At 52.5% G+C, this 22,853-nt stretch carries 23 protein-coding genes and 1 riboswitch; of the genes, 19 read left to right on the top strand and 4 right to left on the bottom strand.

Annotated features, from left to right (window positions below; all coding sequences use genetic code 11):
* Positions 1-151 precede the first annotated feature (151 nt).
* From DW757_RS09700 to DW757_RS17925, 8 genes are all read left to right on the top strand, one after another.
* Positions 152-538 carry a SpoIIIAC/SpoIIIAD family protein gene (locus DW757_RS09700; protein ID WP_008397645.1) on the top strand — a complete coding sequence of 129 codons (387 nt, stop codon included), beginning with the start codon at positions 152-154 and terminating at the stop codon, positions 536-538.
* Entirely contained in the window at positions 535-1,806 is a 1,272-nt protein-coding gene (locus DW757_RS09695; RefSeq protein WP_087382491.1) for a stage III sporulation protein AE, read from the top strand. Before DW757_RS09700 ends, DW757_RS09695 begins: the two co-directional genes overlap by 4 nt.
* Positions 1,807-1,862: 56 nt before the next feature.
* Positions 1,863-2,588, top strand: a complete 726-nt coding sequence (locus tag DW757_RS09690; protein ID WP_118751602.1) for a stage III sporulation protein AF — start codon at positions 1,863-1,865, stop codon at positions 2,586-2,588.
* Positions 2,530-3,249: a stage III sporulation protein AG gene (locus DW757_RS09685; RefSeq protein WP_008397642.1), complete on the top strand. Its 720-nt coding sequence runs from the start codon at positions 2,530-2,532 to the stop codon at positions 3,247-3,249. The genes DW757_RS09690 and DW757_RS09685 overlap by 59 nt, the downstream gene beginning before the upstream one ends.
* A 13-nt stretch (positions 3,250-3,262) precedes the next feature.
* A complete protein-coding gene (locus tag DW757_RS09680; protein ID WP_118751601.1) occupies positions 3,263-4,072 on the top strand; it encodes a SpoIIIAH-like family protein in 810 nt (269 codons plus the stop codon).
* A 276-nt stretch (positions 4,073-4,348) separates the two neighbouring features.
* Positions 4,349-4,732, top strand: coding sequence for an Asp23/Gls24 family envelope stress response protein (locus DW757_RS09675; protein WP_044931255.1), 384 nt, complete (start codon positions 4,349-4,351; stop codon positions 4,730-4,732).
* A 522-nt stretch (positions 4,733-5,254) separates the two neighbouring features.
* Positions 5,255-6,391: a sodium ion-translocating decarboxylase subunit beta gene (locus DW757_RS09665; RefSeq protein ID WP_008397638.1), complete on the top strand. Its 1,137-nt coding sequence runs from the start codon at positions 5,255-5,257 to the stop codon at positions 6,389-6,391.
* A 12-nt stretch (positions 6,392-6,403) separates the two neighbouring features.
* On the top strand, positions 6,404-6,523 hold the full coding sequence (locus DW757_RS17925) for an OadG-related small transporter subunit (protein ID WP_008397637.1): 120 nt from the start codon (positions 6,404-6,406) through the stop codon (positions 6,521-6,523).
* Between the two features lie 161 nt (positions 6,524-6,684).
* Here the strand turns inward: DW757_RS17925 and DW757_RS09660 are convergent, their stop codons facing one another.
* The 3 genes from DW757_RS09660 to DW757_RS09650 all read right to left on the bottom strand — a co-directional run bounded on the left by DW757_RS09660 (position 6,685) and on the right by DW757_RS09650 (position 10,355).
* Positions 6,685-7,224 (bottom strand): pyridoxamine 5'-phosphate oxidase family protein, encoded by a 540-nt coding sequence (locus DW757_RS09660; RefSeq protein ID WP_008397636.1) that lies wholly within the window; start codon positions 7,222-7,224, stop codon positions 6,685-6,687.
* Positions 7,225-7,297: 73 nt separating this feature from the next.
* Positions 7,298-8,002, bottom strand: coding sequence for an ECF transporter S component (locus DW757_RS09655; protein WP_008397635.1), 705 nt, complete (start codon positions 8,000-8,002; stop codon positions 7,298-7,300).
* Positions 8,003-8,222: 220 nt separating this feature from the next.
* Positions 8,223-8,371: riboswitch (FMN riboswitch) on the bottom strand.
* Positions 8,372-8,768: 397 nt separating this feature from the next.
* Positions 8,769-10,355: a D-alanyl-D-alanine carboxypeptidase family protein gene (locus DW757_RS09650; RefSeq protein ID WP_118751599.1), complete on the bottom strand. Its 1,587-nt coding sequence runs from the start codon at positions 10,353-10,355 to the stop codon at positions 8,769-8,771.
* A gap of 373 nt (positions 10,356-10,728) precedes the next feature.
* On the opposite strand from DW757_RS09650, the gene nusB reads away from it, so the two are divergent.
* The 9 genes from nusB to recN all read left to right on the top strand — a co-directional run bounded on the left by nusB (position 10,729) and on the right by recN (position 19,733).
* On the top strand, positions 10,729-11,172 hold the full coding sequence (nusB, locus tag DW757_RS09645) for a transcription antitermination factor NusB (RefSeq protein WP_015573507.1): 444 nt from the start codon (positions 10,729-10,731) through the stop codon (positions 11,170-11,172).
* Between the two features lie 45 nt (positions 11,173-11,217).
* The gene (gene xseA / locus DW757_RS09640) at positions 11,218-12,444 is read left to right on the top strand and encodes an exodeoxyribonuclease VII large subunit (RefSeq protein WP_118751598.1); all 1,227 of its coding nucleotides are present in this window, start codon (positions 11,218-11,220) and stop codon (positions 12,442-12,444) included.
* On the top strand, positions 12,444-12,866 hold the full coding sequence (gene xseB, locus DW757_RS09635; RefSeq protein ID WP_118751597.1) for an exodeoxyribonuclease VII small subunit: 423 nt from the start codon (positions 12,444-12,446) through the stop codon (positions 12,864-12,866). The genes xseA and xseB overlap by 1 nt, the downstream gene beginning before the upstream one ends.
* Positions 12,856-13,752 (top strand): polyprenyl synthetase family protein, encoded by an 897-nt coding sequence (locus DW757_RS09630; protein WP_021966376.1) that lies wholly within the window; start codon positions 12,856-12,858, stop codon positions 13,750-13,752. The genes xseB and DW757_RS09630 overlap by 11 nt, the downstream gene beginning before the upstream one ends.
* Positions 13,753-13,771: 19 nt before the next feature.
* The gene (gene dxs, locus DW757_RS09625; protein ID WP_118751596.1) at positions 13,772-15,667 is read left to right on the top strand and encodes a 1-deoxy-D-xylulose-5-phosphate synthase; all 1,896 of its coding nucleotides are present in this window, start codon (positions 13,772-13,774) and stop codon (positions 15,665-15,667) included.
* Between the two features lie 106 nt (positions 15,668-15,773).
* Positions 15,774-16,583: a TlyA family RNA methyltransferase gene (locus tag DW757_RS09620; protein ID WP_118751595.1), complete on the top strand. Its 810-nt coding sequence runs from the start codon at positions 15,774-15,776 to the stop codon at positions 16,581-16,583.
* A gap of 54 nt (positions 16,584-16,637) precedes the next feature.
* Complete coding sequence (locus tag DW757_RS09615) at positions 16,638-17,504, top strand: NAD(+)/NADH kinase (RefSeq protein ID WP_008397623.1); 867 nt, start codon at positions 16,638-16,640, stop codon at positions 17,502-17,504.
* 45 nt (positions 17,505-17,549) lie between these two features.
* Positions 17,550-18,002: an arginine repressor gene (locus tag DW757_RS09610; protein ID WP_008397621.1), complete on the top strand. Its 453-nt coding sequence runs from the start codon at positions 17,550-17,552 to the stop codon at positions 18,000-18,002.
* Between the two features lie 42 nt (positions 18,003-18,044).
* A complete protein-coding gene (gene recN / locus DW757_RS09605) occupies positions 18,045-19,733 on the top strand; it encodes a DNA repair protein RecN (protein WP_015573511.1) in 1,689 nt (562 codons plus the stop codon).
* A 7-nt stretch (positions 19,734-19,740) separates the two neighbouring features.
* On the opposite strand, the gene DW757_RS09600 is transcribed toward recN, so the two are convergent.
* Positions 19,741-20,469: a hypothetical protein gene (locus tag DW757_RS09600; protein ID WP_147355640.1), complete on the bottom strand. Its 729-nt coding sequence runs from the start codon at positions 20,467-20,469 to the stop codon at positions 19,741-19,743.
* A gap of 228 nt (positions 20,470-20,697) precedes the next feature.
* Here DW757_RS09600 and DW757_RS09595 point away from each other — a divergent pair, with 228 nt between their 5' ends.
* Positions 20,698-21,369 carry a response regulator transcription factor gene (locus DW757_RS09595; protein ID WP_118751593.1) on the top strand — a complete coding sequence of 224 codons (672 nt, stop codon included), beginning with the start codon at positions 20,698-20,700 and terminating at the stop codon, positions 21,367-21,369.
* A 1-nt stretch (position 21,370) separates the two neighbouring features.
* Positions 21,371-22,795, top strand: a complete 1,425-nt coding sequence (locus DW757_RS09590; protein ID WP_118751592.1) for an ATP-binding protein — start codon at positions 21,371-21,373, stop codon at positions 22,793-22,795.
* Positions 22,796-22,853 lie beyond the last annotated feature (58 nt).

The raw sequence follows: 22,853 nt of genomic DNA, 5'->3' as shown, positions 1-22,853 counted from the left end.
ATGGAAAGAATCGGAGGAACTGCCTGTGATATTTTTGTCTGCAGAAAAATCCGTTTGGAGAGCATGACAGAACGCTCAGATTCTTTTCACAGGTTCTCACCTGCCGCTCCCCGGAATATACTGTACAAGCATCGGGAAGGGAGGGGATGGAGTGGGAATAGAGACAGCTGCGGCAGTGGGAATCATCGCGGTTCTGACAGCAGTTCAGTTTAAAAGCAAAGGCGCAGAATTCGGCATCTACATTATCATGGCAGGGGGCCTGGTGATCTTCTTTTACAGCACGGGAAAACTCAGGGCAATCCTTGAGGCAGTCAGAAAACTTCAGGACTATATCCAGATAGACAGCGTCTATATGACAGCCCTCCTCAAAATGATCGGGATCACCTATATTGCTGAGCTGGCATCGGGGATCTGCCGGGATGCAGGCTATTCCTCCATAGGGACACAGATAGAGATGTTCGGAAAGCTGTCGATTCTGGCGGTAAGCACCCCGGTGATTCTGGCTCTGTTTGAGACACTGGAGCATTTTCTGGAATGAGGAGGGAGGTGAAAGCGGTGAAGGTCAGGCCTTTTCTGAAGAGAACAGCGTTTTTTCTCGCCGCTGCCGCAGGTTCCGTTATGCTGCTCTTTGTCCATGGAGTCTCTCCCGCCTATGGGGCACAGGGGTCCGCGGCGGCAGAGGAGACAGAGGCCGACTCAGGGAGCAGCCAGGGAGAGGGAGGGCCGTCCGTTCAGGAGGAAGTATTGGACGGGCTGTCGGAGCTGGATTTTTCGCAGGTGGAGAGGTTTCTGGAACAGAGTCAGTGGGGGGAGTCCGGATTTTCCTTTGAGGAGCTTCTGCTAACGCTTCTGAAGGGGGATTTTGCCGGGGCATTTTCCCAGGCACTTTCAGGGCTTAAGGCGGCTCTCTTTTCGGAGCTGTCTTCCGGGACAAGGCTGATGACCCAGGTGCTTCTAATCAGCATGGCGGGGGCGGTATTCTCCTGCTTTTCGGATATTTTTTCCGGAGGGCAGATTTCGGAGACCGCCTTTTATGTCACCTTCCTTCTGCTGTTTTCCCTGCTGGCAGCCAGTTTTTACGGGAGCCTTTCCATAGCAGGGGAGGCCATCTCCACAGTTCTGGGCTTTATGAAGACCCTGGCGCCCGCCTACTTTATGGCAGTGTCCTTTACCGGAGGAGGGCTGAGCGCCGCTGCCGGCTGTGAATGGATGCTCCTTTCCATCACAGCGGTGGAATGGCTTCTCTCCACCTTCCTTCTGCCTCTGACCAAGGTTTACATTCTCCTCGTTTTAGCGGGCCATCTGACGAAGGAGGAACTGTTTTCCAGAATGACAGTTCTTATAAAAAATATTATTGAGTGGAGCCTTAAGACGGTCACCGGAATTGTCCTGGGATTTCAGCTGCTGCAGGGGATGGTGCTGCCCTATGCAGATGCCATCAAGAATGTTTCTATCCAGAGGCTGATTTCCGTGATTCCGGGCATTGGGCAGGGGGCCTCTGCCATATCGCAGATGGTGCTGGGGTCGGGGATTCTCATAAAAAATACGGTGGGTGCAGCGGCAGCGGTGGTCCTCATCCTGCTTACGGCTGTTCCTCTTTTAAAACTGCTGATTCTTATGGCCCTTTACCACGGACTGGCCGCAGTGACAGAGCCAGTCTGCGATAAAAGGATTGCAGCGTGCATTTCCGATATGGGAAAGGCTCATCAGATTCTGATAAGGCTGGTGCTTACATCTGCCTTTCTCTTTATTATCTCCATTGGAGTCATCTGCATGACATCCAATACGGCCTACTATGCCGGATAAGCTGTGAAGGGCAGCAAAGAGCGAAGGGCCGGAGGGCCAGGAAGGGAGGAGTGTGGATGGAAGCGCTCGACACATGGGTGAGAAATATTGTCTTTTATCTGATTTTCATGACCTTTGTGACAAATCTGCTGCCGGGAAAGGCCTATGACAGATATTTCAGGCTGTTCACAGGAATGGTTTTAATCCTTTTAGTGCTCAGCCCCCTGACCGGGAGTCTGAACCTGGATGAGCGGCTGGCCTACTATTTTGAGTCTATCTCCTTTCAGAGCGAAGCCGGGGAATACAGGGGGCAGATTGAGGAGATGGACAGAAAACGTCTGGAACAGCTGATTGGACAGTATGAGGCGGCGGCGGCAGAGGACCTGGAGCGGCGTCTTTCTGATGCCGGATGCCGGGGGGTGAGGGCTCAGGTGAGGATCAGCCGGGACAGGGAGAGCAGCGATTTCGGAACGGTGGAGACAGTGGAGGTCTGGATAGAAGAGATGAAGGCAGCGCCGGGAAGTGAATCTGAAGGTTTTGGACAGGAAGCAGAGCCCTTCCGGGTTACTCTGGGAGAGGATGAGAGCGCCTGGAACTGGGAGGATTCCGGCAGGGGCGGTCAGGAGAACCTGGACAGTGCCCAGAGAGAGGGAAAGCCAGGGGAATCTGCCAGCCAGGTATCGGCTCCGGGCATTGCAGGCAGCAGGGAGGCCATAAAAATAAGAAAGGAGATTGCAGAGTTCTATGGACTGGAAGAAAGCCATATCAAAGTTCAGATGGGGAAAGGGCGGGACGAACCGTGACAAGCTGGGCCCTGAGAAGTGGGCAGTACTTCTGGTATGCGGAATTCTCCTGCTGCTGCTCGCCATTCCTGCGGGGAGAAAGCAGAGCGCGGCCCAGACTGCCGAAGCAGCGGCAGCGGGAACAGAAGAAGCGGGAACAGGGGCTGCGTCAGGAGAAGGGGAGGATGCCGTCGAGGGGCTGTTTACGGGAAGAGAAAATTCCGGAAAAAAAGGTTCCGGCTCTCTGACTGCCCAGACCGGGGATGATTTCATTGACAGCCAGCTTGCCTATGAAAAGCAGATGGAGGAACGGGTGAAAGAGATCCTTAAAAATACAGAGGGAGTGGGGGAAGTGGACGTGATGATTGTATTGAAATCCTCGGAGGAAAAGGTTCTTCATGTAGACCAGACGAAAAGCCGCACATCTACAGAGGAGGAGGACAGCGCAGGGGGAAAGAGAAAAGCCATGAGCGAGGAGGTATCGGGGACGTCCGTTTTTTCAGAAAACGGCTCAGAAAAAGTCCCTGTGATCGAGAAAGAGCTCCGGCCGGAGATAGAAGGGATTGTGGTGAGCGCCCAGGGGGGAGGAAATGCCGCAGTCAGAGCTGAAATTTCAGAAGCCATGGAAGCATTATTTAATATACCGGCACATAAAATAAAAGTATTAAAGAGGGTGGATTAAAGGAGCGAAGATTATGAAAATGAAACGAATTTTTAGACGCAACCAGATTATTATCACCACGCTGGCCATCATGATAGCTGCTGCCGGATACCTGAATTATTCAGGGCAGGAGGAGGTGGGGGGATCTGTCTATGAAGCGGGGGTTATGGAAATCTCAGATGAGGACATTCTGGCGGAAAACAAGGCGGCTCAGAGCGGACAGCAGGACAGCGTGAATGTGGACAGCGGTGAGGCGAAGGAGTATCAGGAAATTGCAAGCCTTGACAATGAACCGGATGCAGAGGCAGCCGATGCTGAAAATGCAGAAGCAGCCGGCGCCCAGGCAGAGGGCCAGGACGCAGAAGCTGCTGGGTCAGGAGCGGCAGATGCAGGAGAGACGGGGATGGAAGCCGGCTCATCAGAAGCAGATTCCGATTCCGGCATCGATAATCCCGGGGAAGCTGTCCTCACAGGAGGAACAAGTGTTACCGACTACATAGCGAATGTACAGTTAAACAGAGAGCAGATCCGGGCAAAGAACAAGGAAACTCTGATGGAGATTATCAACAACGAGAATATTGACAGCGTGTCCAAGGAAACGGCGGTACAGGATATGATCGACATGACTGCCATCGCGGAAAAGGAAAATGCGGCGGAAACCCTCCTCATGGCAAAGGGATTTGCCGATCCGGTGGTAAGCATCACAGACGGAAAAGTAGATGTGGTCATCAATGCCACAACCCTGACGGATCCAGAGCGGGCGCAGATTGAGGATATTGTAAAGAGGAAGACAGAGGTGACGGCTGACAACATCGTAATCACCCTCATGCAGCTTCAGGAATAGAGAGTGTTTCAACTGACCCCAGAGGCCGGCTGAAGAGACCGGTCCACACAGCTTTTTAGGGCTCCTGCCCAGAGGTTTATTCTTGCAAACCTCTGCCTATCTGCTATAATGAAGCTATGGCTGCTGCTGCCGGAAATACAGAAATGCCGGAATATATTTCAAAAAGGGAAAGCCCCTGATTTCTGGCTGAGCCTATGATATGGAAACTTTGAAGTGCTCTCCCAGGAGAGAGGCGGCAGCGCCGTAAAAACAGGACAGGAGGTAGCGGGAATGCAGATGGAAACTGAGAAGAAGGACACACAGGAGCTGAGCCGGAAGGAAAAGCTGGGAGAAGTAAAGATTGCGGATGAGGTAGTCGCCATGATTGCAGGTCTGGCTGCCACGGAGGTGGAAGGCGTAGATTCCATGGCCGGAAATATTACCAATGAACTGGTGGGCAAGCTCGGCATGAAAAATCTGAACAGAGGCGTGAAGATAAGTGTAGACGACGACCATGTCTCGGTGGAGCTTTCACTGAACATGAAATATGGCTACAGCATTCCTGATGTAAGTGAGAAGGTTCAGGAGAGGGTCAGGACGGCCATTGAAACCATGACGGGGCTGACTGTTCTGGAGGTAAATATCAAAATTGCCGGCGTCAGTATGAGCGGACTGAAATAGAGACGGCAGGACAAATATGGTAAGAAAATGTTAAGAATTCGACAACAAACACTTTCTTTCTTGACTCAAGTGGAAATCTGTGTTAAGATTTTTCACGTTAAAAGGGAGTAGTTGCCAACATGCAGTCAACATACGCCGGGCGAGGAACCCGTGGTTGCATGTCTTTTGTATGGAAGATACGATACAGAAGAACAAGACTTTTAGCATATGCTTATATGCTGAAAGTCTTTTTTTGTGCCATGATAACCACTGCCTTCGCTGCCCTATATGCTGCAGGTTGCCTGAATTTCTGACGGCTGTCCGATACCGCTGCAAGACAGAGACGGGACGTCATAGGAGGGAATTCTGCGGTGAGGGAATGCCGGACCGCTCCAGGACAGGCATAAAGTGAAAGGCCAGCGGAAAAGCCGGGCTTTTCTGTTCTGGAAAGCATAAAATGCTGAGAGCAGGCGAAACTTAAAAGAGGCATAAACTCCCAAAACGAAAAACAAGGGAAGAGAAAAGAAATTAGGAGGGAAAGAAATGGACTTTTTACTGGAAGGCATCATGGCTATCACACCACAGCAGCTGGTCATGTATGTTGTAGGAGTTCTCCTTATCTGGCTCGCAATCAAGAAGGGGTATGAGCCGGCTCTGCTTCTGCCTATGGGGTTTGGAGCAATCTTGGTAAACCTGCCATTATCAGGCGTAATCAACCAGGTTATGGAAGGCGTGGGTGAAACGCCAGGTATTATTCAGTGGCTCTTTGAAACTACAATTGAGGCTTCTGAGGCGCTTCCAATCCTCTTATTCATCGGTATTGGCGCCATGATTGACTTTGGGCCTCTGCTTTCACAGCCGATCATGTTCCTGTTCGGTGCAGCGGCACAGTTCGGTATTTTCTTTGCTATTATTGTAGCAACTCTGCTGGGATTCGACCTGAAGGATGCGGCATCCATCGGTATCATCGGTGCAGCCGACGGTCCTACATCCATTCTCGTATCTCAGGTGCTTCATTCTGACTATGTGGGAGCGATTGCGGTAGCGGCTTATTCCTATATGGCTCTGGTTCCGATTATCCAGCCATTTGCTATCCGCCTTGTGACGACCAAGAAGGAGCGCCGCATCCATATGACATACAGCCCGAAGGCAGTTTCTAAAACTACAAAGATTGCCTTCCCGATTATCGTTACAATTATCGTAGGTCTGATTTCTCCGGCATCTGTTGCCCTGGTAGGCTTCCTGATGTTCGGAAACCTGATCCGCGAGTGCGGTGTGCTGCAGTCCATGTCCGACACAGCACAGAATGAGCTTGCAAACCTGATTACACTGCTGTTAGGTATCACAATCTCTTTCAGCATGAGAGCTGATGCTTTCGTCCGTATTGACACAGTTCTGATCATGTGCATCGGTCTTGTGGCATTCATATTCGATACAATCGGCGGTGTTGTCTTTGCGAAGATTATCAACCTGTTCCGCAAGGAGAAGATTAACCCGATGATCGGCGGTGCCGGAATTTCCGCGTTCCCAATGTCTTCCCGAGTTGTTCAGAAGATGGCTCAGGAGGAAGAGAAGGGCAACATCATCCTGATGCATGCTGTAGGTGCTAACGTATCCGGCCAGATCGCATCCGTAATCGCAGGCGGCCTTGTTATCAAGCTGGTGACACAGTTCCTGTAGGAGGAAAAAATTATGATGGACAATCTTATAATCGCCCTGGAAATTATGGCGCAGGGAATGAGCGGTATTTTCGTAGTCGTTATCCTGATTACCCTGGTTGTAATGCTGATGGGAAAGATGAATAAAAAATAACTGAAAACACTGACAACAGTGAAAAAGGCCCAGGGCGTTATGCCTTAAGGCTAAAAAGGGGAGCTCTAGTTCTGCTCAGGCGGACTAAAGCTCCCCTTTCTTCATTTTCTGCCGTTCTTCCTTCTGCTTCTGTGCTTTGGAGTTCCTGTTCTTCGGAGTTTCTATCCTTCGGAGTTCCTGCCCTTCGGAGCTCCTGTCTTTCCAGGCTCCTGCCTTTCTACATCATAGGGCTTTACTGACACACTCTGCTTCTCAAAATCAATAAAAATCTGATAGGCGTACTCATCCTCGCCGCTGGTATCCCAGATTTCCACGAATTTCGGCGTCACCTCAATCAGAATTTCAGTATCCTCATGGCTGTAGGCGTTATAGCTTTTCCAGAGATATTTCCTATAGCCTTTCTCAAAACGCCTTCCTGGCTCCTGTGTCACAAGTCCCAGGTTTCTGGCAGTCCCCTCCACCTGGACGCCGCTCCAGCACATGGCCACCCGGGGATTTTCAAAAAGCTGTTTCGTCTTCCGGAAATTTTTGTCCGTCTTAAAGTAGATTTTTTTGTCGTAAAAAAGGCAGCTCACATTGCGCACCATCACATAGTCGTTTACGCTGGAGGCCAGAGCCATGATTTTCCACTGACCCAGCTGTTCAAACATCAGGGCCGTGGCCTGCTCAAAGGTGAGATTTTTTTCTCTGCTGAATTTCATAATTCGGTTTCCTTTCCTGTTAAGTCTGTCATCTGCGCTGTTTCAAAGAGACCTGACTCAGGCTGTCTGAGTCCTAGCTGTTCGGATGTTCCGTGCTGCCCTTCTGGCTGCCTTCATCCGAATTTTTGATCCTGACAGCTGCCGGCTGTCGGGAGGGCTGGCTCTGCCCGCCCTGGCAGGAGACAAACTGTTTGATATGGCGGCTTATCTTCTTGTAGACGGCAAAGGCCAGAACGGACAGCACTCCGTTTTTTATGAGGTTGAAGGGGATGATCCCCAGGAGAGCCAGAGATAATTCTGTGGAGAGAAGAGGGTTGACTGCCCGGCACATGGACAGAATATCATCCATCCCAATCCCCATAAAGGAGGTATAAAAGGGGATAATGATATAGAGATTTGTAAATACGGCAGTCACCGCACAGATGACGGTGCCGGCAGACATGCCGATGACTGCCCTCAGCTTTGTCTTGCGGGTGCTGTAGATGAAGACAGCCGGAAGCACGTAAGCGCAGCTTAACATAAAGTTTTGAAGTTCTCCGGTCCAGGCAGAGGAGCTGCCCTGCCAGAGTATTTTCAGGATAATTTTCAGGGTAATAATTGCCAGAGCGGCGAAGGGCCCCATGGTAAATCCGCCGATGATCTCCACCAGGCCGGAAAAGTCAAAGTCCATGAACGGCGGCATAAACGGCAGGGGAAATCGAAAAAACATCAGGGCTGCCGAGAGTCCCCCCATAAGTCCGCAGAGTGTCAGCTGTTTTGTGTTCAGTTTCTGGTTCATTTTTCTGTCCTCCTGAAATTTGATGATAACACAGAGGGAAAAGTCCGCCCTGTGCGCTGCCGTGACAGTCCTGTGTTCTGCAGGGGTTTATCACGGTCTGTTTCGCCTTACCGGGCATCCTTCTGTGCTTCTGCCCGCAGGCTTTTGCCGTGCAGCCTGAAAAAGCCGCCATACAGCAAAAAAGCCTGAAAACACAACGGTCTTCAGGTAGAGTTACAGAAAACGTCTTTTCTCATCCGGACTGTAACCGTCGGTTCTGGAATTTCACCAGATCAGCATCAGGCCTTATACGCGTTTTACGCGCTTTACGCCGTCAGGTCATGGACTGTAACCATCGGTAGGGACTTCCACCCTGCCACAAAGACTTCAGATATGGAATTGTATCAATGTGTCTTTCGACGTCATCTATAATGTGAAGTATATACCCTGAAAGGGAAAATGTAAAGAGAAAATTTCAAAATTTCAAATATTTTAGTTACAGTTCAGCCATGCGAAGATTCCGACGCCAGACGCTTCTTGTCCGCTTTAAGCGGGCAAGAAGATATATGGCTGAACTGTTACTAATTTTATAACTATTTCCCTGTACAGAAATTCATTGAAACGGCTGCTCAGCGGCTGGGGGAGGCGGATGCAGGAAACAGGAAGGGAAGAGTCGGAGCTGCAGAACTTTCGGAACGTGGGAACGGAGAGACAAAAGAGGATGCCTTCTGCAGAAGAAGGCATCCTCACTGACAGGGAATCTCTGAGGCAGAGGAAGGCACACCTCTTATAAAGGTCCCTGCTCTTCCTCAGAGTCAAAGTCTTTGCTGCCATCTTCGATGTGTTTCTCAGAGGAAGCTTTTTTCTTCCTGCGGCCGGAACGGCCGGCAGATGAAAGGCTCTGCCCGTGTTCGGAGGCCAGGCGCTTTCTCTCATTGAGCAGCTGGAAGAACTCTTCCTCCGTGTAGTTTTCCTCCCGGAGCCTCTGCATACGGCGTTCACGGCGGCGTCTCAAGTCCTCGGCCTCTTTCTTTCTCGAGTATACAGTGTAGGCTCCGATCAGAGCCGCTGCCAGAACGAGAAGAGAAACTGCGACAGCCGGAAGGGTTGGGGCGGGGAGAGAGAAGCCCGCGCCGGATTCGCCGGGAGCCTCAGAGCCGCCGGAATCAGGGGAAGAGGATTCTGCTTCGCCGGTTCCTGTGCTCTCACTGGAAGCAGGCACTGCACTTTCTTTTAAAAGCAGGTAGGCCTGTCCGATTTTTCGGTCGTTGTAGGTGTACTGGAGAAGGGCGACAGCGCGGTCGGGATGGCTGTCAGGAAGAACAGTCACAAGCTCCAGGGCGGCATCCTGGAAGGAAGCGTCCTTTGGGATAGTGATGACAGTTCCTGCCTCGATTTCCAGATCAGACGGGCTGTATTCGGTTCCGTTTACAGCCACGGACTCCTCCCCTGTGACATACCGGGTTTCATTGTCCGGCACGGAAAGGTTCTGAAACCGTTCAAATCCGAACTGGAGCAGGTTCTTTCCGTCCAGGAAATAGTTGGGGGACGGCTGGCCCTTCAGGATGACAGAGATCAGACATCTGCCGTCCTCTTCTGCACAGGTGACAAGGGTGTTCCCGGCCAGGGAGGTGTAGCCCGTCTTTCCCGCCTTGGCGGCCGGATAGTAAAGCTCGCTTGTCTCGTCCTCCGTGAGGATCAGCCGGTGCTCATTGGTGCAGGTGACGCCGTTTGGGTTGTTGATGGTAGCAGGCAGCTTGTAGGACTTTGTGCTGGCAATTTCATAAACCTGCTGGTTGTCAAAGGCTGCCTTTGCGATCAGTGCCATGTCATAGGCAGAAACGTGCTGGGTGTCATCGTTAAGGCCGGAAGGATTTGCAAAGTGGGTGTCGTCCACGCAGCCCAGTTCACTGACCTTTTCATTCATCATCTCCACAAAGGCATCTCGGCTTCCAGCCACATGTTCGGCCAGAGCGTTGGCTGCCTGGTTGCTGGACTGCAGAAGCAGCAGATAGAGACAGTCGCGCACGGACAGGACATCGCCCTCCTCGATATTTTTCTTGTTTCCGCTTCCCGACTCCACATTGTACACGGCGTCATGGGAGAAGGTGACCATATCGTCAAGACTGCTGTTTTCTACCACTACCAGTGCTGTCAGAAGCTTTGTGATACTGGCCGGCGGCGACTGGTTATGGATGCCCTGACCAAACAGCACTGCCCCGGAATCAGCGTCAATCACAATTCCGATGTCAGCCATAATTCCTGTATCGCTTGGCCATTCAGGAGCGGCCAGAGCTGTGAGGGAAGATGACAGCATAAGCTGCAGAGAGAGCAGCAGGGCCAGGCCCGGCCTGAGGATCCGTCTTAAATTCATTTTCAAATTCCTCCGTTGTATGAAATATAATTTCAAATATGATCATCATGTAATACAAAAAGTAATGCAAATATTTTGCCTGCCGGCTGAGTACGGCGCTGCCGCCGAGTCAGACATGTGCTTACAGGCAAAATTTCTATCCTATTTCTATCTTATTAAGTATAACGTGAAACTTTTCACCTGTAAACCGAAAGAAGAAAAGTTTTAGGAACAGCAATTCAGGGGATGGAACAGGAATGTTTTATGCATTGTTTTGTTTAATGTTTCATGTAAGTATTGTAGAATTTCTCTCATTCAGTTATAATGATAAATTAGAGTAATAGTCGACTGTGAATGGCTGACCAAGACAGAAGAAATCAGGAGGATACATTTTATGACCAGAAGAGAACTGCGTGAGCACTGCTTTAAGCTGCTGTTCTGCGCTGATTTTTACCCGGAGGGGGAGACAAAGGAGCAGATAGAGCAGTATTTTACAGAGCCAAGAGAGGACGATTACACCTCTGACGGCGTCTATGAACTGATTCACTGCCCGGAGCTGGACGTTTACGACAGCGGCTATGTGAAAAACAAGGTAGAAAAGGTTCTGGAAAAGCTTACAGAGCTGGATACCGCGATCAATGAGACGGCCAAGGGCTGGACTACCAGGCGCATGGGAAAGGTAGAGCTTACGATTCTGCGTCTGGCCCTGTTTGAGATCCGTTATGACGAGGAGGTGCCGGACAAGGTGGCCATTAACGAGGCCGTAGAGCTGGCAAAGAAGTTCGGCGGCGACGAGTCTCCGGCCTTTGTAAACGGAATTCTGGCAAAGCTGGTATAGGCGGCAGCTGGGCAGAGAGCTTTTGAAACGACGGAGGGAGCGCAGGTGGCAGGTGTCTATTCAGTTTCCCAGGTAAACGCCTACATTAAAAACATGTTTGCTCAGGACTTTGCCCTGAGCCGCATTTCCATTAAGGGAGAGGTGTCTAACTGCAAGTACCACACCTCGGGCCATATCTATTTTACGCTGAAAGACGGGCTGGCGGCAATCCAGGCCGTCATGTTTGCGAGCCGCAGAGGCGGACTGGACTTTGAGCTGAGGGACGGGCAGCAGGTGGTGGTGAAGGGAAGCGTGGAAGTCTATGAGAGAGACGGCCGATATCAGCTCTATGCATCCCAGATTGCCCTGGACGGGGCAGGGGATCTGTTCCGGCGGTTTGAAAAGCTCAGAAATGAGCTGGAGGAGATGGGGATGTTCGCCCCCGAGTACAAGAGGCCGATCCCGAAATTTGCCAGGACGGTTGGGGTGGTGACAGCCAGCACCGGGGCGGCCATCCGGGATATTATCAACATCTCCTCAAGGAGAAACCCCTATGTGCAGCTTGTGCTGTACCCGGCCAGGGTGCAGGGAGAGGGAGCGGCAGAGAGCATTGCAAGGGGAATTGAGGTCCTTGACAGGATGGGGCTTGACGTGATCATTGCAGGCCGCGGAGGCGGCTCCATCGAGGATCTGTGGGCCTTTAATGAGGAGATTGTGGCGCGGGCTATCTTCCGCTGCAGTACCCCTGTGATTTCTGCTGTGGGACACGAGACGGATGTGACCATAGCTGATTGCGTGGCCGATTTGAGGGCGCCCACTCCCTCGGCAGCGGCTGAGCTGGCAGTGTTTGACTTTGGCCAGTTTGAGGCGCAGCTTCGGGGAGCCAAGGAGCTTCTTGCCAGAGGGCTTAAAAGGAAGATAGACGGCGTGCGCTATCAGACGGAGCAGTACCGCCTGAAGCTTCGTCTCCACGATCCTCAGCGCCAGATCAATGAAAAACGGCAGCGCCTTGTGTCGGCGGAGGATGAACTGAAGCGTCTGATGGAAAGGCGGCTGTCAGACTGCAGGCACAGGCTGGCTCTCATGAGCGGAAGACTCCACGGACAGTCTCCCCTGGAGAAACTGAGCCGTGGCTTTGGCTTTATCACCGATGAGGAGGGGCGCAGGGTGGACCATGCCGCCTCTGTAAGGCCCGGCGACCGCCTGAGCATCCGTCTGGCGGACGGGCAGATTGAGGCCAGAGCGGAGCAGACAGAGCTTTATGAGAGACTGGAAGTCCAGGAGGAGAGTTAATGGAAGACAGAGAAGAAAGAGCGCAGGACAGCGAGTACAGCAGGATTTTTGATAAGTCCCAGGAGAAGGCCGGCATGCAGGAAGGCATGGAAGAAGAGGGACAGTCTGTACCGGTGAAGAAAAAGACGGCGGCCAGGAAGAGGACGGGAAAGCGCGGAAGCGACGGGCAGGAAGATACCCGGGGACAGGAAAAAGCCCCAGGCGCCGGCGGAGCGTCTGAGGATCCCCGCTCCATTGAGGAGATGTTTGAGGAGCTGGATCTCATGATCAGGAAGCTGGAGGACGGCAGCAGCTCTCTGGAGGATTCCTTCCGGTACTACGAGGAGGGAATGAAGCTTGTGAAGGCCTGCGCAGGAAAAATTGACCGGGTGGAAAAGCAGATTGTGGCGGTCAATGATACGGGAGGAGAATATGGAGCTTAAGGAACAGCTTTTACAGTATACAAGGGAGACAGAGGAGATTGTTTTCTCCTATCTTCCCCAGGAAACGGGACATCAGAAAACGATTTTCGAGGCCATGAATTACAGCGTGAGGGCAGGCGGGAAGCGGCTGCGCCCTCTGCTGATGAGGGAGGTCTACCGGCTTTTCGGAGGGCAGGGAAAAGAGGTGGAGCCCTTTATGGCAGCCATCGAGATGATTCACACCTCGTCCCTGATCCACGATGATCTGCCCTGTATGGACAATGACGAGTACCGCAGGGGCAAGAAAACCACCTGGGTGGCATACGGATACGACATGGCAGTTCTTGCCGGCGACGCCCTTCTGATCTATGCGGTGGAAACTGCCAGCAGAGCCTTTCTTTCAGGAGCGGACGCTGTCATGGCAGGGAGAATCGGGCGCTGCATCCACATTTTGTCTGAAAAGACAGGAATTTACGGAATGATCGGCGGCCAGACGGTGGATGTGGAGCTGACCAACAAACCGGTTCCCAGGGAGAAGCTGGACTTTATCTACAGGCTGAAAACAGGAGCGCTCCTGGAGGCGTCCATGATGATCGGCGCAGTGCTTGCCGGTGCGTCAAAAGAGGAGCTTGACACGGTGGAAAAGATTGCTGCCAATGTGGGCATGGCCTTCCAGATCCAGGACGATATTCTGGACGTGACGGGAAATGAGGAAGTGATCGGAAAGCCGGTGGGAAGCGACGAGAAGAATCATAAGACAACCTATGTGACCCTCGAGGGCCTTGAAAATGCCAGGGCCAAGTCAGAGAGGCTGTCCGATGAGGCTGTCCGCCTGCTTCACTCCCTTCCGGGGAAAAACGAATTCCTGGAAGGCCTGATCCGCCTTCTGATTTACAGAGAAAAATAACAGGAAAGAGGGTGCAGCTGTGATTTTGGAGAGAATTAACGGGCCTGATGACATTAAAACACTTAATGAAACAGAGCTTAAGGCGCTGGCAGAGGAGATACGCCGGTTCCTGATCGAAAAAATCAGCCATACAGGCGGTCACCTGGCCTCAAATCTCGGCGTGGTGGAGCTGACTATGGCCCTTTTTCTGGCCTTTGATCTGCCCAGGGACAAGGTGATCTGGGATGTAGGGCATCAGTCTTACACCCACAAGATTCTGAGCGGCAGAAAGGACAACTTTGACGGCCTGCGCCAGTACGGCGGCCTGAGCGGCTTTCCGAAGCGCAAGGAGAGTCCTTTTGACGCCTTCGATACAGGCCACAGTTCCACTTCCATCTCGGCGGGCCTTGGGATGGCTCTGGGAAGAGATGTGAGGGGGGAGAACTATTCCGTCATCTCCGTGATCGGGGACGGAGCCCTGACCGGCGGCATGGCCTACGAGGCTCTGAATAATGCGGCTCAGATCAAAAAAAACTTTATTATTGTGCTGAACGACAATAACATGTCCATCTCGAAAAATGTAGGAGGAATCTCCCGGTATCTGAGCAATCTCAGAGCCGATGAGGGCTATAATGAGCTGAAAAAATCAGTGGTGGCAGCCCTGAGAAGCATTCCGATGGTGGGAAACGGGATGGTTCAGACGCTCACCAGGACAAAAAATGGAATCAAGCAGCTCTTCATTCCCGGCATGTGGTTCGAAAATATGGGAGTTACCTATATCGGCCCGGTAGACGGCCATGATGTGAGGCAGCTTGTCAAGATCTTCCGGGAGGCCAAAAAAATGGACCGCGCCGTCCTGATCCATGTGCTGACGAAAAAGGGGAAGGGTTACCAGCCGGCAGAGAAAAATCCTTCTGCCTTTCACGGTGTGGAGCCCTTTAACCCGGATACAGGAAAGCCGCTGGCCACCAAGATCTATCCCACCTACACGGACGTATTTTCAAAGACCATCTGCCAGATAGCGGCAGAGGACAGCCGGGTGGCTGCCGTCACGGCGGCCATGCCTGGAGGCACGGGGCTTTCCAGGTTTGAAAAGCTCTATCCGGATCGCTTCTTTGACGTAGGCATTGCGGAGGAGCACGCCGTCACCTCAGCCGCGGGAATGGCTGCGGCGGGGCTCAAGCCGGTTGTGGCAGTCTATTCGTCCTTTCTGCAGAGAGCCTATGATCAGATTCTCCACGATGTCTGTATCCAGAACCTGCCGGTGCTGTTCTGCGTGGATCGGGCGGGCCTGGTGGGAAGCGACGGGGAAACCCATCAGGGAATTTTTGACCTGTCCTTCCTCTCCTCCATACCGAATATGAGCGTGATGGCCCCGAAGAATCTGTGGGAACTCAGGGAGATGCTCCGGTTCGGCGTGGAGTATGAGGGACCTCTGGCAATCCGGTATCCGAGAGGACAGGCCTACCGGGGGCTCAAGGAATTTTTGGCTCCTGTGGAGTACGGAAAGAGCGAGATGATCTATGAGGAATCAGAGTTTGCCCTTCTGGCAGTGGGGAGCATGGTGAGCACGGCAGAGCATGTGAGGCTCAAGCTGAAAAAAATGGGTGTTTCCTGCTCCCTGATAAACGGCCGGTTTGTGAAGCCTGTGGACACAGATATTGTGGACTATCTGGCAGAAAACCACAGGGTCATTGTCACCCTGGAGGAGAATGTGCTGAGAGGCGGCTACGGTGAGCAGATTACCGATTACGTGCAGAAGCGCTATAAAGAGATAGAGGTATTAAACATTGCTCTGCCGGACGCCTATGTGGAGCATGGAAATGTTTCTCTTCTGCGAAGCGATCTGGGAATTGACAGTGATTCCGTCCTGAAAAAAATAACGGAGCGCTTTCTTAAAGACAGGGAGCCGCAGGCCGGCAGCTGCTCTGAATGAGACGAAGCTGCCAGGTCCGGGAAGATGGCGTTTGAGGCAGAAACCTGCGCGGCGCAGGGCGCGAAAAGTCCTGGCCTGCGCAAAAGCGATTAGATGGAGGTAAGAGATGAAGGAACGTCTGGACGTCCTGCTGGTGAAAAACGGGCTGGCAGAGTCGAGGGAGAAGGCGAAGGCCATTATTATGTCCGGCATCGTCTATGTGGACGGGCAGAAGGAGGACAAGGCCGGAACCACCTTTGAGGAAACGGCGAAGCTGGAGGTGAGGGGAGCGACTCTCAGGTATGTCAGCCGCGGGGGGCTGAAGTTAGAGAAGGCCATGACGCATTTCGGTGTGGAGCTGTCCGGCAAAGTCTGTATGGATGTGGGCGCTTCCACGGGAGGCTTTACGGACTGTATGCTTCAGAACGGAGCCGTGAAAGTTTACGCAGTGGACGTGGGACATGGGCAGCTGGCCTGGAAGCTGAGAAACGACCCGAGAGTCGTGTGCATGGAAAAGACGAATATCCGCTACGTGACGCCGGAGGACATTGAGGAGCCGGTGGAGTTTGCCTCCATCGATGTCTCCTTTATTTCTCTGACGAAGGTTCTGGGGCCGGTCAAGGAGCTTCTGACGGAAAACGGGCAGATCGTATGCCTGATTAAGCCTCAGTTCGAGGCAGGCCGTGAGAAGGTGGGAAAGAAGGGCGTGGTCAGAGAAAAGAGCACCCATCTGGAAGTGATTGAGATGGTGATTTCCTTTGCTGTGAGCATCGGCTTTGAGGTGATGAATCTCGAATACTCGCCCATCAAGGGGCCGGAGGGCAATATCGAGTATCTCCTTCACCTTCAGAATCACAGGGCCGGAGAGCATTTTGAGAATGTGCCGGTAAATCCGTCCGCTGTCGTGGAGGCGGCCCACGGGGAGCTGGACAAGTAGGCGTCAGACAGACAAAAACAGCAGAGCAGGAAGCGGCAAATCGGAGCTGATGAGATGAAGTATTTCTATATGATTGTAAACCATTCTAAGAAAAAGGCGGAGTATGGGGCAGAGCTGATCAGCAGATACCTGAGGGACAGGGACTGCGAGTGCGTGGTGTGGGATGCCAGCGACACGGAAAAAAGAACCTCCTGCCGCCATGCGTTCCGCTATACAGACAGCAGCACTGTGCCTGCAAGGACAGAGTGCGTCATCTGCCTGGGGGGAGACGGGACGCTGATCCAGGCGGCCAGGGATCTGGCAGGCAGCAATATTCCCCTTCTCGGCGTCAATATGGGGACGCTGGGCTATCTGGCCCAGATTGGGCGTGAGAAGGACATTTTTCCGGCTTTAGACGAGCTGATCGCGGATCACTACGGTCTGGAGAAGAGAATCATGCTGAAGGGGACGGTAAGCTCCGGTGGAAGTACGGCGGCAAAGGACATTGCCCTCAATGACATTGTCCTGTCCAGGTTCGGACTTGGCATGCTTCGGTTCAACCTCTATATCGACGGGGAATTTCTGACGGATTACTCGGCGGACGGGCTCATAGCAGCCACGCCTACGGGCTCCACGGCCTACAACCTTTCGGCAGGAGGCCCCATAGCCGTCCCTGATTCGGAGATGATCCTGCTGACCCCCATCTGTCCCCACACGCTGAATTCCAGAAGTGTGGTTCTGGCTCCGGACCGGGTCATCGAGCTGGAGATTACCGGAAGGGAGGAGCCGGGAAAATTCCTGAGCTTTGACGGGGACACCCAGGTGCGCTTAAAGACGGGGGACCGGGTAAGAATTGAGAAATCGGAGACAGTCACAATGCTCATCAGGCTTAAAAAGGTGTCCTTCCTGGAAAATCTCAGAGACAGGATGAGGCAGATATAAAGACAAACAGACAGAAAAACAGACACAGGAGAGAGGGGAAGACTCATGAAACTGGAACGTCACAGCAAAATTGTAGAGCTGATTGGAAAATATGACATTGAGACACAGGAGGAGCTGGCTGAGTACCTGAATAAGGAGGGGTACAATGTCACTCAGGCTACTGTATCGAGAGATATCAGGGAACTGAAGCTCTCAAAGATCCAGGGGGAGAACGGGCGCCAGAAGTACGCTGTCTTTCATCCCCAGCAGAGCACCTTTAACGACAAGTACATCAGAATCCTTCATGACGGCTTCCTCTCCATGGATATGGCCCAGAACATTCTGGTGATTAAAACCGTGTCGGGGATGGCCATGGCAGTGGCGGCGGCTCTGGATGCCATCCATTTCAGTGAGATTGTAGGGTGTATTGCAGGGGACGATACGATTATGTGCGCAGTCAGAAGCGCAGATGACACCATTCTTCTGATGGACAAGCTGAAAAAAATGATTAACGGATAGGCATCCCGGGCAGTGAGCAGGATGCAGGAAAGAGGTGGTACCATGTTGTTTCATCTGAGCGTCAGAAACCTGGCTTTGATTGACTCTGCGGAGGTAGAGTTCGAGGAGGGGCTCAACATCCTGACAGGAGAGACAGGAGCGGGAAAATCGGTCATCATTGGCTCTGTCAATGTGGCCCTGGGCGGTAAGGCGTCAAAGGAGCTGATCCGCCAGGGCTGCGACTACGCCTACGTGGAGCTGGTTTTCTCTGTAACGGATGAAAAAAAGAGGGAGGAGCTGAGAAAGAAAGAGGTCTTCCCGGATACAGACGGAAATTTAATCATATCTAAAAAGATCATGCCGGCCAGAAGCATCAGCCGGATCAACGACGAGACGGTGACAGCGGCAAGGCTCCGTGAGATTACAGGGATTCTCATAGACATCCACGGGCAGCATGAGCACCAGTCGCTTTTATACCATTCTAAACATCTCGAAATTCTCGATGAATATGGAAAATCCCGGATTGAGCCCTTAAAGAAAAAGACGGCAGAGGCCTATCAGGAATATGTGGCTGTGAAAAAGAAGATGGAATATTACCAGAGCGGGAAGGAACAGCTTCTCAGGGAAGCAGATTTTCTGCGCTTTGAGATCGAGGAGATTGAGAATGCCGGGCTGAGGGCCGGGGAGGAGGAGGAGCTGGAAAGCCGGTACCGCCGCTTTTCCAACAGCCGGAGAATCGCCGAGAGCCTTTCCGAGGCTTATCGGGCAGTAAGCGGAGATCAGATAGCGAGAGCCCTGAAAGCGGTGGAAACGGCCTCTCAGTTCGATGAAGGGCTGTCAGAAATCAGGGATCAGCTCTATGATGTAGACTCTCTTATGAGTGATCTGAACCGTGAGATTTCCTCCTACATGGACAGCATGACCTTTGACGAGGAGGCATTCAGGCAGACCGAGGAAAGGCTGGACCTGATCAGAAGCCTGGAAAACAAGTACGGCAATACCATTGAAAAGGTACTTGAAAGCCTTGAGAAAAAGCAGGAAAAGCTGGAAGAGCTGGAAAACTTTGATCTGCTCAGGATGGAGACGGAAAAGCGCCTGTCAGAGCTTACAGCGCGGCTGGAAGAACTGTGCGGGGAGCTTTCAGAAATCCGCCGCCAGACGGCTGTGAAGCTTACAGAGCGCATGAGGGAGGGGCTTTCCGATCTGAACTTTATGAATGTGGACTTTACCATGGAATTCCGGCGGCTTCCTCACTACACTGCCGGCGGATTTGATGAGGCGGAGTTTCTCATCTCGACCAATCCGGGCGAGCCGGCCAGACCCCTTGGAATGGTGGCCTCCGGAGGTGAGCTGTCCAGAATTATGCTGGCTCTCAAGGCGGTTCTGGCGGAGACGGACGATATCCCGACGCTGATCTTTGATGAGATAGACACCGGAATCAGCGGCCGTACGGCTCAGATGGTGTCGGAGAAGCTGAGCCTGATTGCAGAGAGTCATCAGGTGATCTGCATTACCCATCTGCCCCAGATTGCAGCCATGGCGGACAGCCACTATGAGATAAGAAAGACAGCAAGGGACGGCCGTACAGCCACGCAGATACAGCGCCTTTCAGAGGAGCAGAGCATCGACGAGCTGGCAAGGCTTTTAGGGGGAGCTGAGATTACAGAGGCGGTAAGACAAAACGCCCGCGAGATGCGGGCGCTTGCAGGTGAGAAAAAGGGGAGGAGAGCTTCCGAAAAAGCCGGGAAATGACGGCGATTTAGTCGTCATAGCCCATTTTCTCCAGGGCTCTTTCCACCAGCTCTTCCTCCCGATCCAGTTCTTCCTTCTGGCGGATCAGCTCAGTCTGCTTAGAGATAAAGTCCTCGCGGGTGATGTCGCCGGAACGGTAGCTTAATTCCAGCTCATCCTCGGAACGCTCCAGCTCATCGCCTTTGGCCTCCAGATTCTGTTTCTGGGAGAAGAGCTCCTCGGCGGTTCCCTCCGGGAGAGCAGGGTTGCTCTTGCGGTAGGCGAGATCCAGGCTGTCCTCAAGGATCTCCTCCTGGGCATCCAGATAGTCCTCCTGGGTTTTCAGATCAGCTTTCTGGCTGGTAAAATCCTCCTGAGAGATAGTTCCGATGCGGAAGGAGGCCTCCAGATTTTCAATGTCGATTTCTACAGCATCTTTTTCAGCCTTGACCTGATAGTAGGTCTCTTCGTCCTTTGCCTGATCTCCTGTCACGATATCGGAGAGGGAAGTCTGGCTGGCTGCCTGTGAAGCGGCTGCATTCTGTCCCTCTGAGGAAGTGTCAGAGGAGAGTGCCCCGTCTGTGCCTGAGGCGTCATCCGAGGTATTAAGAGCGCTCTGGGAACCCTCCTGAGACTGAGCTTCAGAAGCGGTGATGGTGGTGTCGGTAATTTCCTGGGTTTTATTTCCGGAGGAGGTGCCTGCACACCCGGTCAGAAGAAGGGCGGCAGTAAGACCTGTCAAACCTAAGTTTCTCATAAACGATTTTCTCATAATTTCCATTCCTTTCCAGATAAAAAGTATCTTACAAAATGTTCCGTGCGTTTCCCATTCTCCTGTCAGGGAGGAAGGAAGCTGCCCCAGCATGCCGGTACGGCTGTTCTGGTTGATAAGTCTATGGTACTAGTGTAAGATTAAAAGTAAATTAAAATACAAAAAATAAAAGAAATTTCTGGATAAAAAAGAGAACAGCAAGGAGGTTTCAGCATGAGAATTTTATTTGCAGAGGATGAGCCGGCCCTCAGGGAAGTGACGGTAAAGCGGCTTAAGGCGGAAGGGTTTGGCGTAGACGGATGCAGGGACGGCAAGGAGGCTCTCGATTACCTGGACAGCACAGACTACGACGTGGTGATTCTGGATATTATGATGCCTGGAATCGACGGGCTGACCGTGCTTCGAACACTCAGAAGCCGGGGAAATACGGCGCCTGTCATGCTTCTGACAGCCAGGGACGCCGTCGCTGACCGGGTGGGAGGGCTGGACGCCGGGGCAGATGACTACCTGACGAAGCCCTTCGAATTTGCGGAGCTGACTGCCCGCATCCGCGCTCTGCTTAGAAGAAATTCTGACAATAAGACGGATACGGCCTCTGTGGCAGATCTGACAGTGGAGTTTTCCACCAGGAAAGTGACGAGGGGAGGGGTGGAGATCAGCCTTTCTTCCCGGGAATTTGCCCTGCTGGAATCCCTGATCCGCCATAAGGGAGCCATACTCTCACGCACACAGCTGGAAAACCAGGTCTGGGATTTTGGCTTTGAGGGGGGAAGCAACATTGTGGATGTCTATATCCGTTATCTCAGAAAAAAGATTGACGATCCCTTTGAGAAGAAGCTGATCCACACAGTGCGGGGAGCCGGCTATACACTGAGGGAGGAGTGACATGGCAGTGGGAAAAAGGACCAGAAAGACCAGGACAAAACTGGCTGCGGCAGGCAGGCATCTGTCTATCAAGGCCAGAGTGACGCTGTGGTATACCTTCTTCATGGTTCTGCTCTTGGCCATGGCGGCTGTTTTTATGTTTTCTTCCTCACGCAGGATGTCCGGAAGCCAGATGAAGCAGCAGCTGATGGACACAGTGACAGACAGCGTGCAGCAGGCCAGCTTCCGGTATGGAAAGCTGCAGACAGAAGAGATGGACTTTTATAAGAACGGAGTCTCTGTTTTTATCTATGATACAGAGGGCAGGCTTCTGGCGCCTAATGTGAACCTGGGGCTTCAGGTGGACTCTCTTCTGGAAGATCAGACCATCAAGACAGCCAGCAAAAGAGGAGAGCGTTGGATGCTCTACGATGTATATTCGGAGAAGGCAGGAAATGGATTCTGGGTACGGGGAATGATCTCCATGACAGAGTTTGGACAGGCTTTGGGAAATCTGCCTCTCCTGTTTTTCGGAATGCTGCCTGGCTTTGTGGCCGTGGCAGCCCTTGGAGGCTACAGAATTACGAAGGGAGCCTTCCTCCCAGTCCGTCAGATTGCAGAGACGGCGGAGGCCATCGGCTCTGGGAGCGATCTGAGCCAGAGAATTGAGACAGACGGTTCCGGAGATGAGCTGGATCGCCTGGGAGGCACTATGAACGGAATGCTGGCCAGACTGCAGGCATCCTTCGAGGCGGAGCGCCAGTTCTCATCTGACGTGTCCCATGAGCTCAGGACGCCGATCGCGGTGATTCGATCTCAGTGCGAGTTCGCCCTGTCAGGGCAGGCAGAGGAAGGAGACAAAGAAGAGGCCTTCCATGCAATTCTCACCCAGTCTGAGCGGATGAATGCTATCGTCTCTCAGCTTCTGCTCTTAAGCCGGGCGGAGAACGGAAAGTTTATTCCCAAAAGGGAGCCGGTGGACTTTGGCACACTCTGCAGCTTTATCTGTGAGGATCTGGAGGCATCGGCTGGAGAAAATCATGTTTCACTTACCTGGGAGACAGGGGAGGCTCAGGTGGTGGGAGATGAGACGCTTCTGATCCGAATGGTTACAAATCTTGTGACAAATGCCATCCGGTACAACAGAGAGGGAGGACGTGTCCGCGTGGTCACTGAGCGGAAGAATGGAAGCGTTTTTCTGACGGTACAGGATACAGGCATCGGAATTAAGAAAGAGGATTTGGAAAAGATTTTCAACCGTTTTTACAGAGCAGATGCTTCAAGAAGCACAGAGGGGACAGGGCTTGGGCTCTCCATGGTTAAATGGATCGCGGGTATCCACGGAGGCAGCGTCAGAGCGGAGAGCGTGTACGGAGTCGGAAGTGCATTTACGGTGGAGCTTCCGGACGGCGGCAGGCAGTCGGACGGAGCAGACAGGGGAGAGTAAAACAAAGAACAGAAAAATTCAAAAAACAGGAAAATACAAAGGCTGCTGCAGGAAGCAT

The sequence above is a fragment of the Clostridium sp. AM29-11AC genome (assembly GCF_003480545.1).
GTDB classification, from domain to species: Bacteria; Bacillota; Clostridia; order Lachnospirales; family Lachnospiraceae; genus Otoolea; species Otoolea saccharolyticum_A.
The sequence above is the reverse complement of the archived record's forward strand: the minus strand, read 5'-3'. Positions and strand labels throughout refer to the sequence as shown.

Coding starts and splice junctions, on each gene's coding strand:
- DW757_RS09695 (WP_087382491.1), top strand. CDS start 535: ATGAGGAGGGAGGTGAAAGCGGTGAAGGTCAGGCCTTTTCTGAAGAGA.
- DW757_RS09685 (WP_008397642.1), top strand. CDS start 2,530: ATGGACTGGAAGAAAGCCATATCAAAGTTCAGATGGGGAAAGGGCGGG.
- DW757_RS09595 (WP_118751593.1), top strand. CDS start 20,698: ATGAGAATTTTATTTGCAGAGGATGAGCCGGCCCTCAGGGAAGTGACG.
- DW757_RS09655 (WP_008397635.1), bottom strand. CDS start 8,002: ATGAACCAGAAACTGAACACAAAACAGCTGACACTCTGCGGACTTATG.
- DW757_RS09630 (WP_021966376.1), top strand. CDS start 12,856: ATGGAGCTTAAGGAACAGCTTTTACAGTATACAAGGGAGACAGAGGAG.
- DW757_RS09675 (WP_044931255.1), top strand. CDS start 4,349: ATGGAAACTGAGAAGAAGGACACACAGGAGCTGAGCCGGAAGGAAAAG.
- DW757_RS09650 (WP_118751599.1), bottom strand. CDS start 10,355: ATGAATTTAAGACGGATCCTCAGGCCGGGCCTGGCCCTGCTGCTCTCT.
- xseB (WP_118751597.1), top strand. CDS start 12,444: ATGGAAGACAGAGAAGAAAGAGCGCAGGACAGCGAGTACAGCAGGATT.
- DW757_RS09600 (WP_147355640.1), bottom strand. CDS start 20,469: ATGAGAAACTTAGGTTTGACAGGTCTTACTGCCGCCCTTCTTCTGACC.
- DW757_RS09660 (WP_008397636.1), bottom strand. CDS start 7,224: ATGAAATTCAGCAGAGAAAAAAATCTCACCTTTGAGCAGGCCACGGCC.
- recN (WP_015573511.1), top strand. CDS start 18,045: ATGTTGTTTCATCTGAGCGTCAGAAACCTGGCTTTGATTGACTCTGCG.
- nusB (WP_015573507.1), top strand. CDS start 10,729: ATGACCAGAAGAGAACTGCGTGAGCACTGCTTTAAGCTGCTGTTCTGC.
- DW757_RS09680 (WP_118751601.1), top strand. CDS start 3,263: ATGAAAATGAAACGAATTTTTAGACGCAACCAGATTATTATCACCACG.
- DW757_RS09690 (WP_118751602.1), top strand. CDS start 1,863: ATGGAAGCGCTCGACACATGGGTGAGAAATATTGTCTTTTATCTGATT.
- DW757_RS09610 (WP_008397621.1), top strand. CDS start 17,550: ATGAAACTGGAACGTCACAGCAAAATTGTAGAGCTGATTGGAAAATAT.
- DW757_RS09615 (WP_008397623.1), top strand. CDS start 16,638: ATGAAGTATTTCTATATGATTGTAAACCATTCTAAGAAAAAGGCGGAG.
- DW757_RS09590 (WP_118751592.1), top strand. CDS start 21,371: ATGGCAGTGGGAAAAAGGACCAGAAAGACCAGGACAAAACTGGCTGCG.
- DW757_RS09620 (WP_118751595.1), top strand. CDS start 15,774: ATGAAGGAACGTCTGGACGTCCTGCTGGTGAAAAACGGGCTGGCAGAG.
- DW757_RS17925 (WP_008397637.1), top strand. CDS start 6,404: ATGATGGACAATCTTATAATCGCCCTGGAAATTATGGCGCAGGGAATG.
- DW757_RS09665 (WP_008397638.1), top strand. CDS start 5,255: ATGGACTTTTTACTGGAAGGCATCATGGCTATCACACCACAGCAGCTG.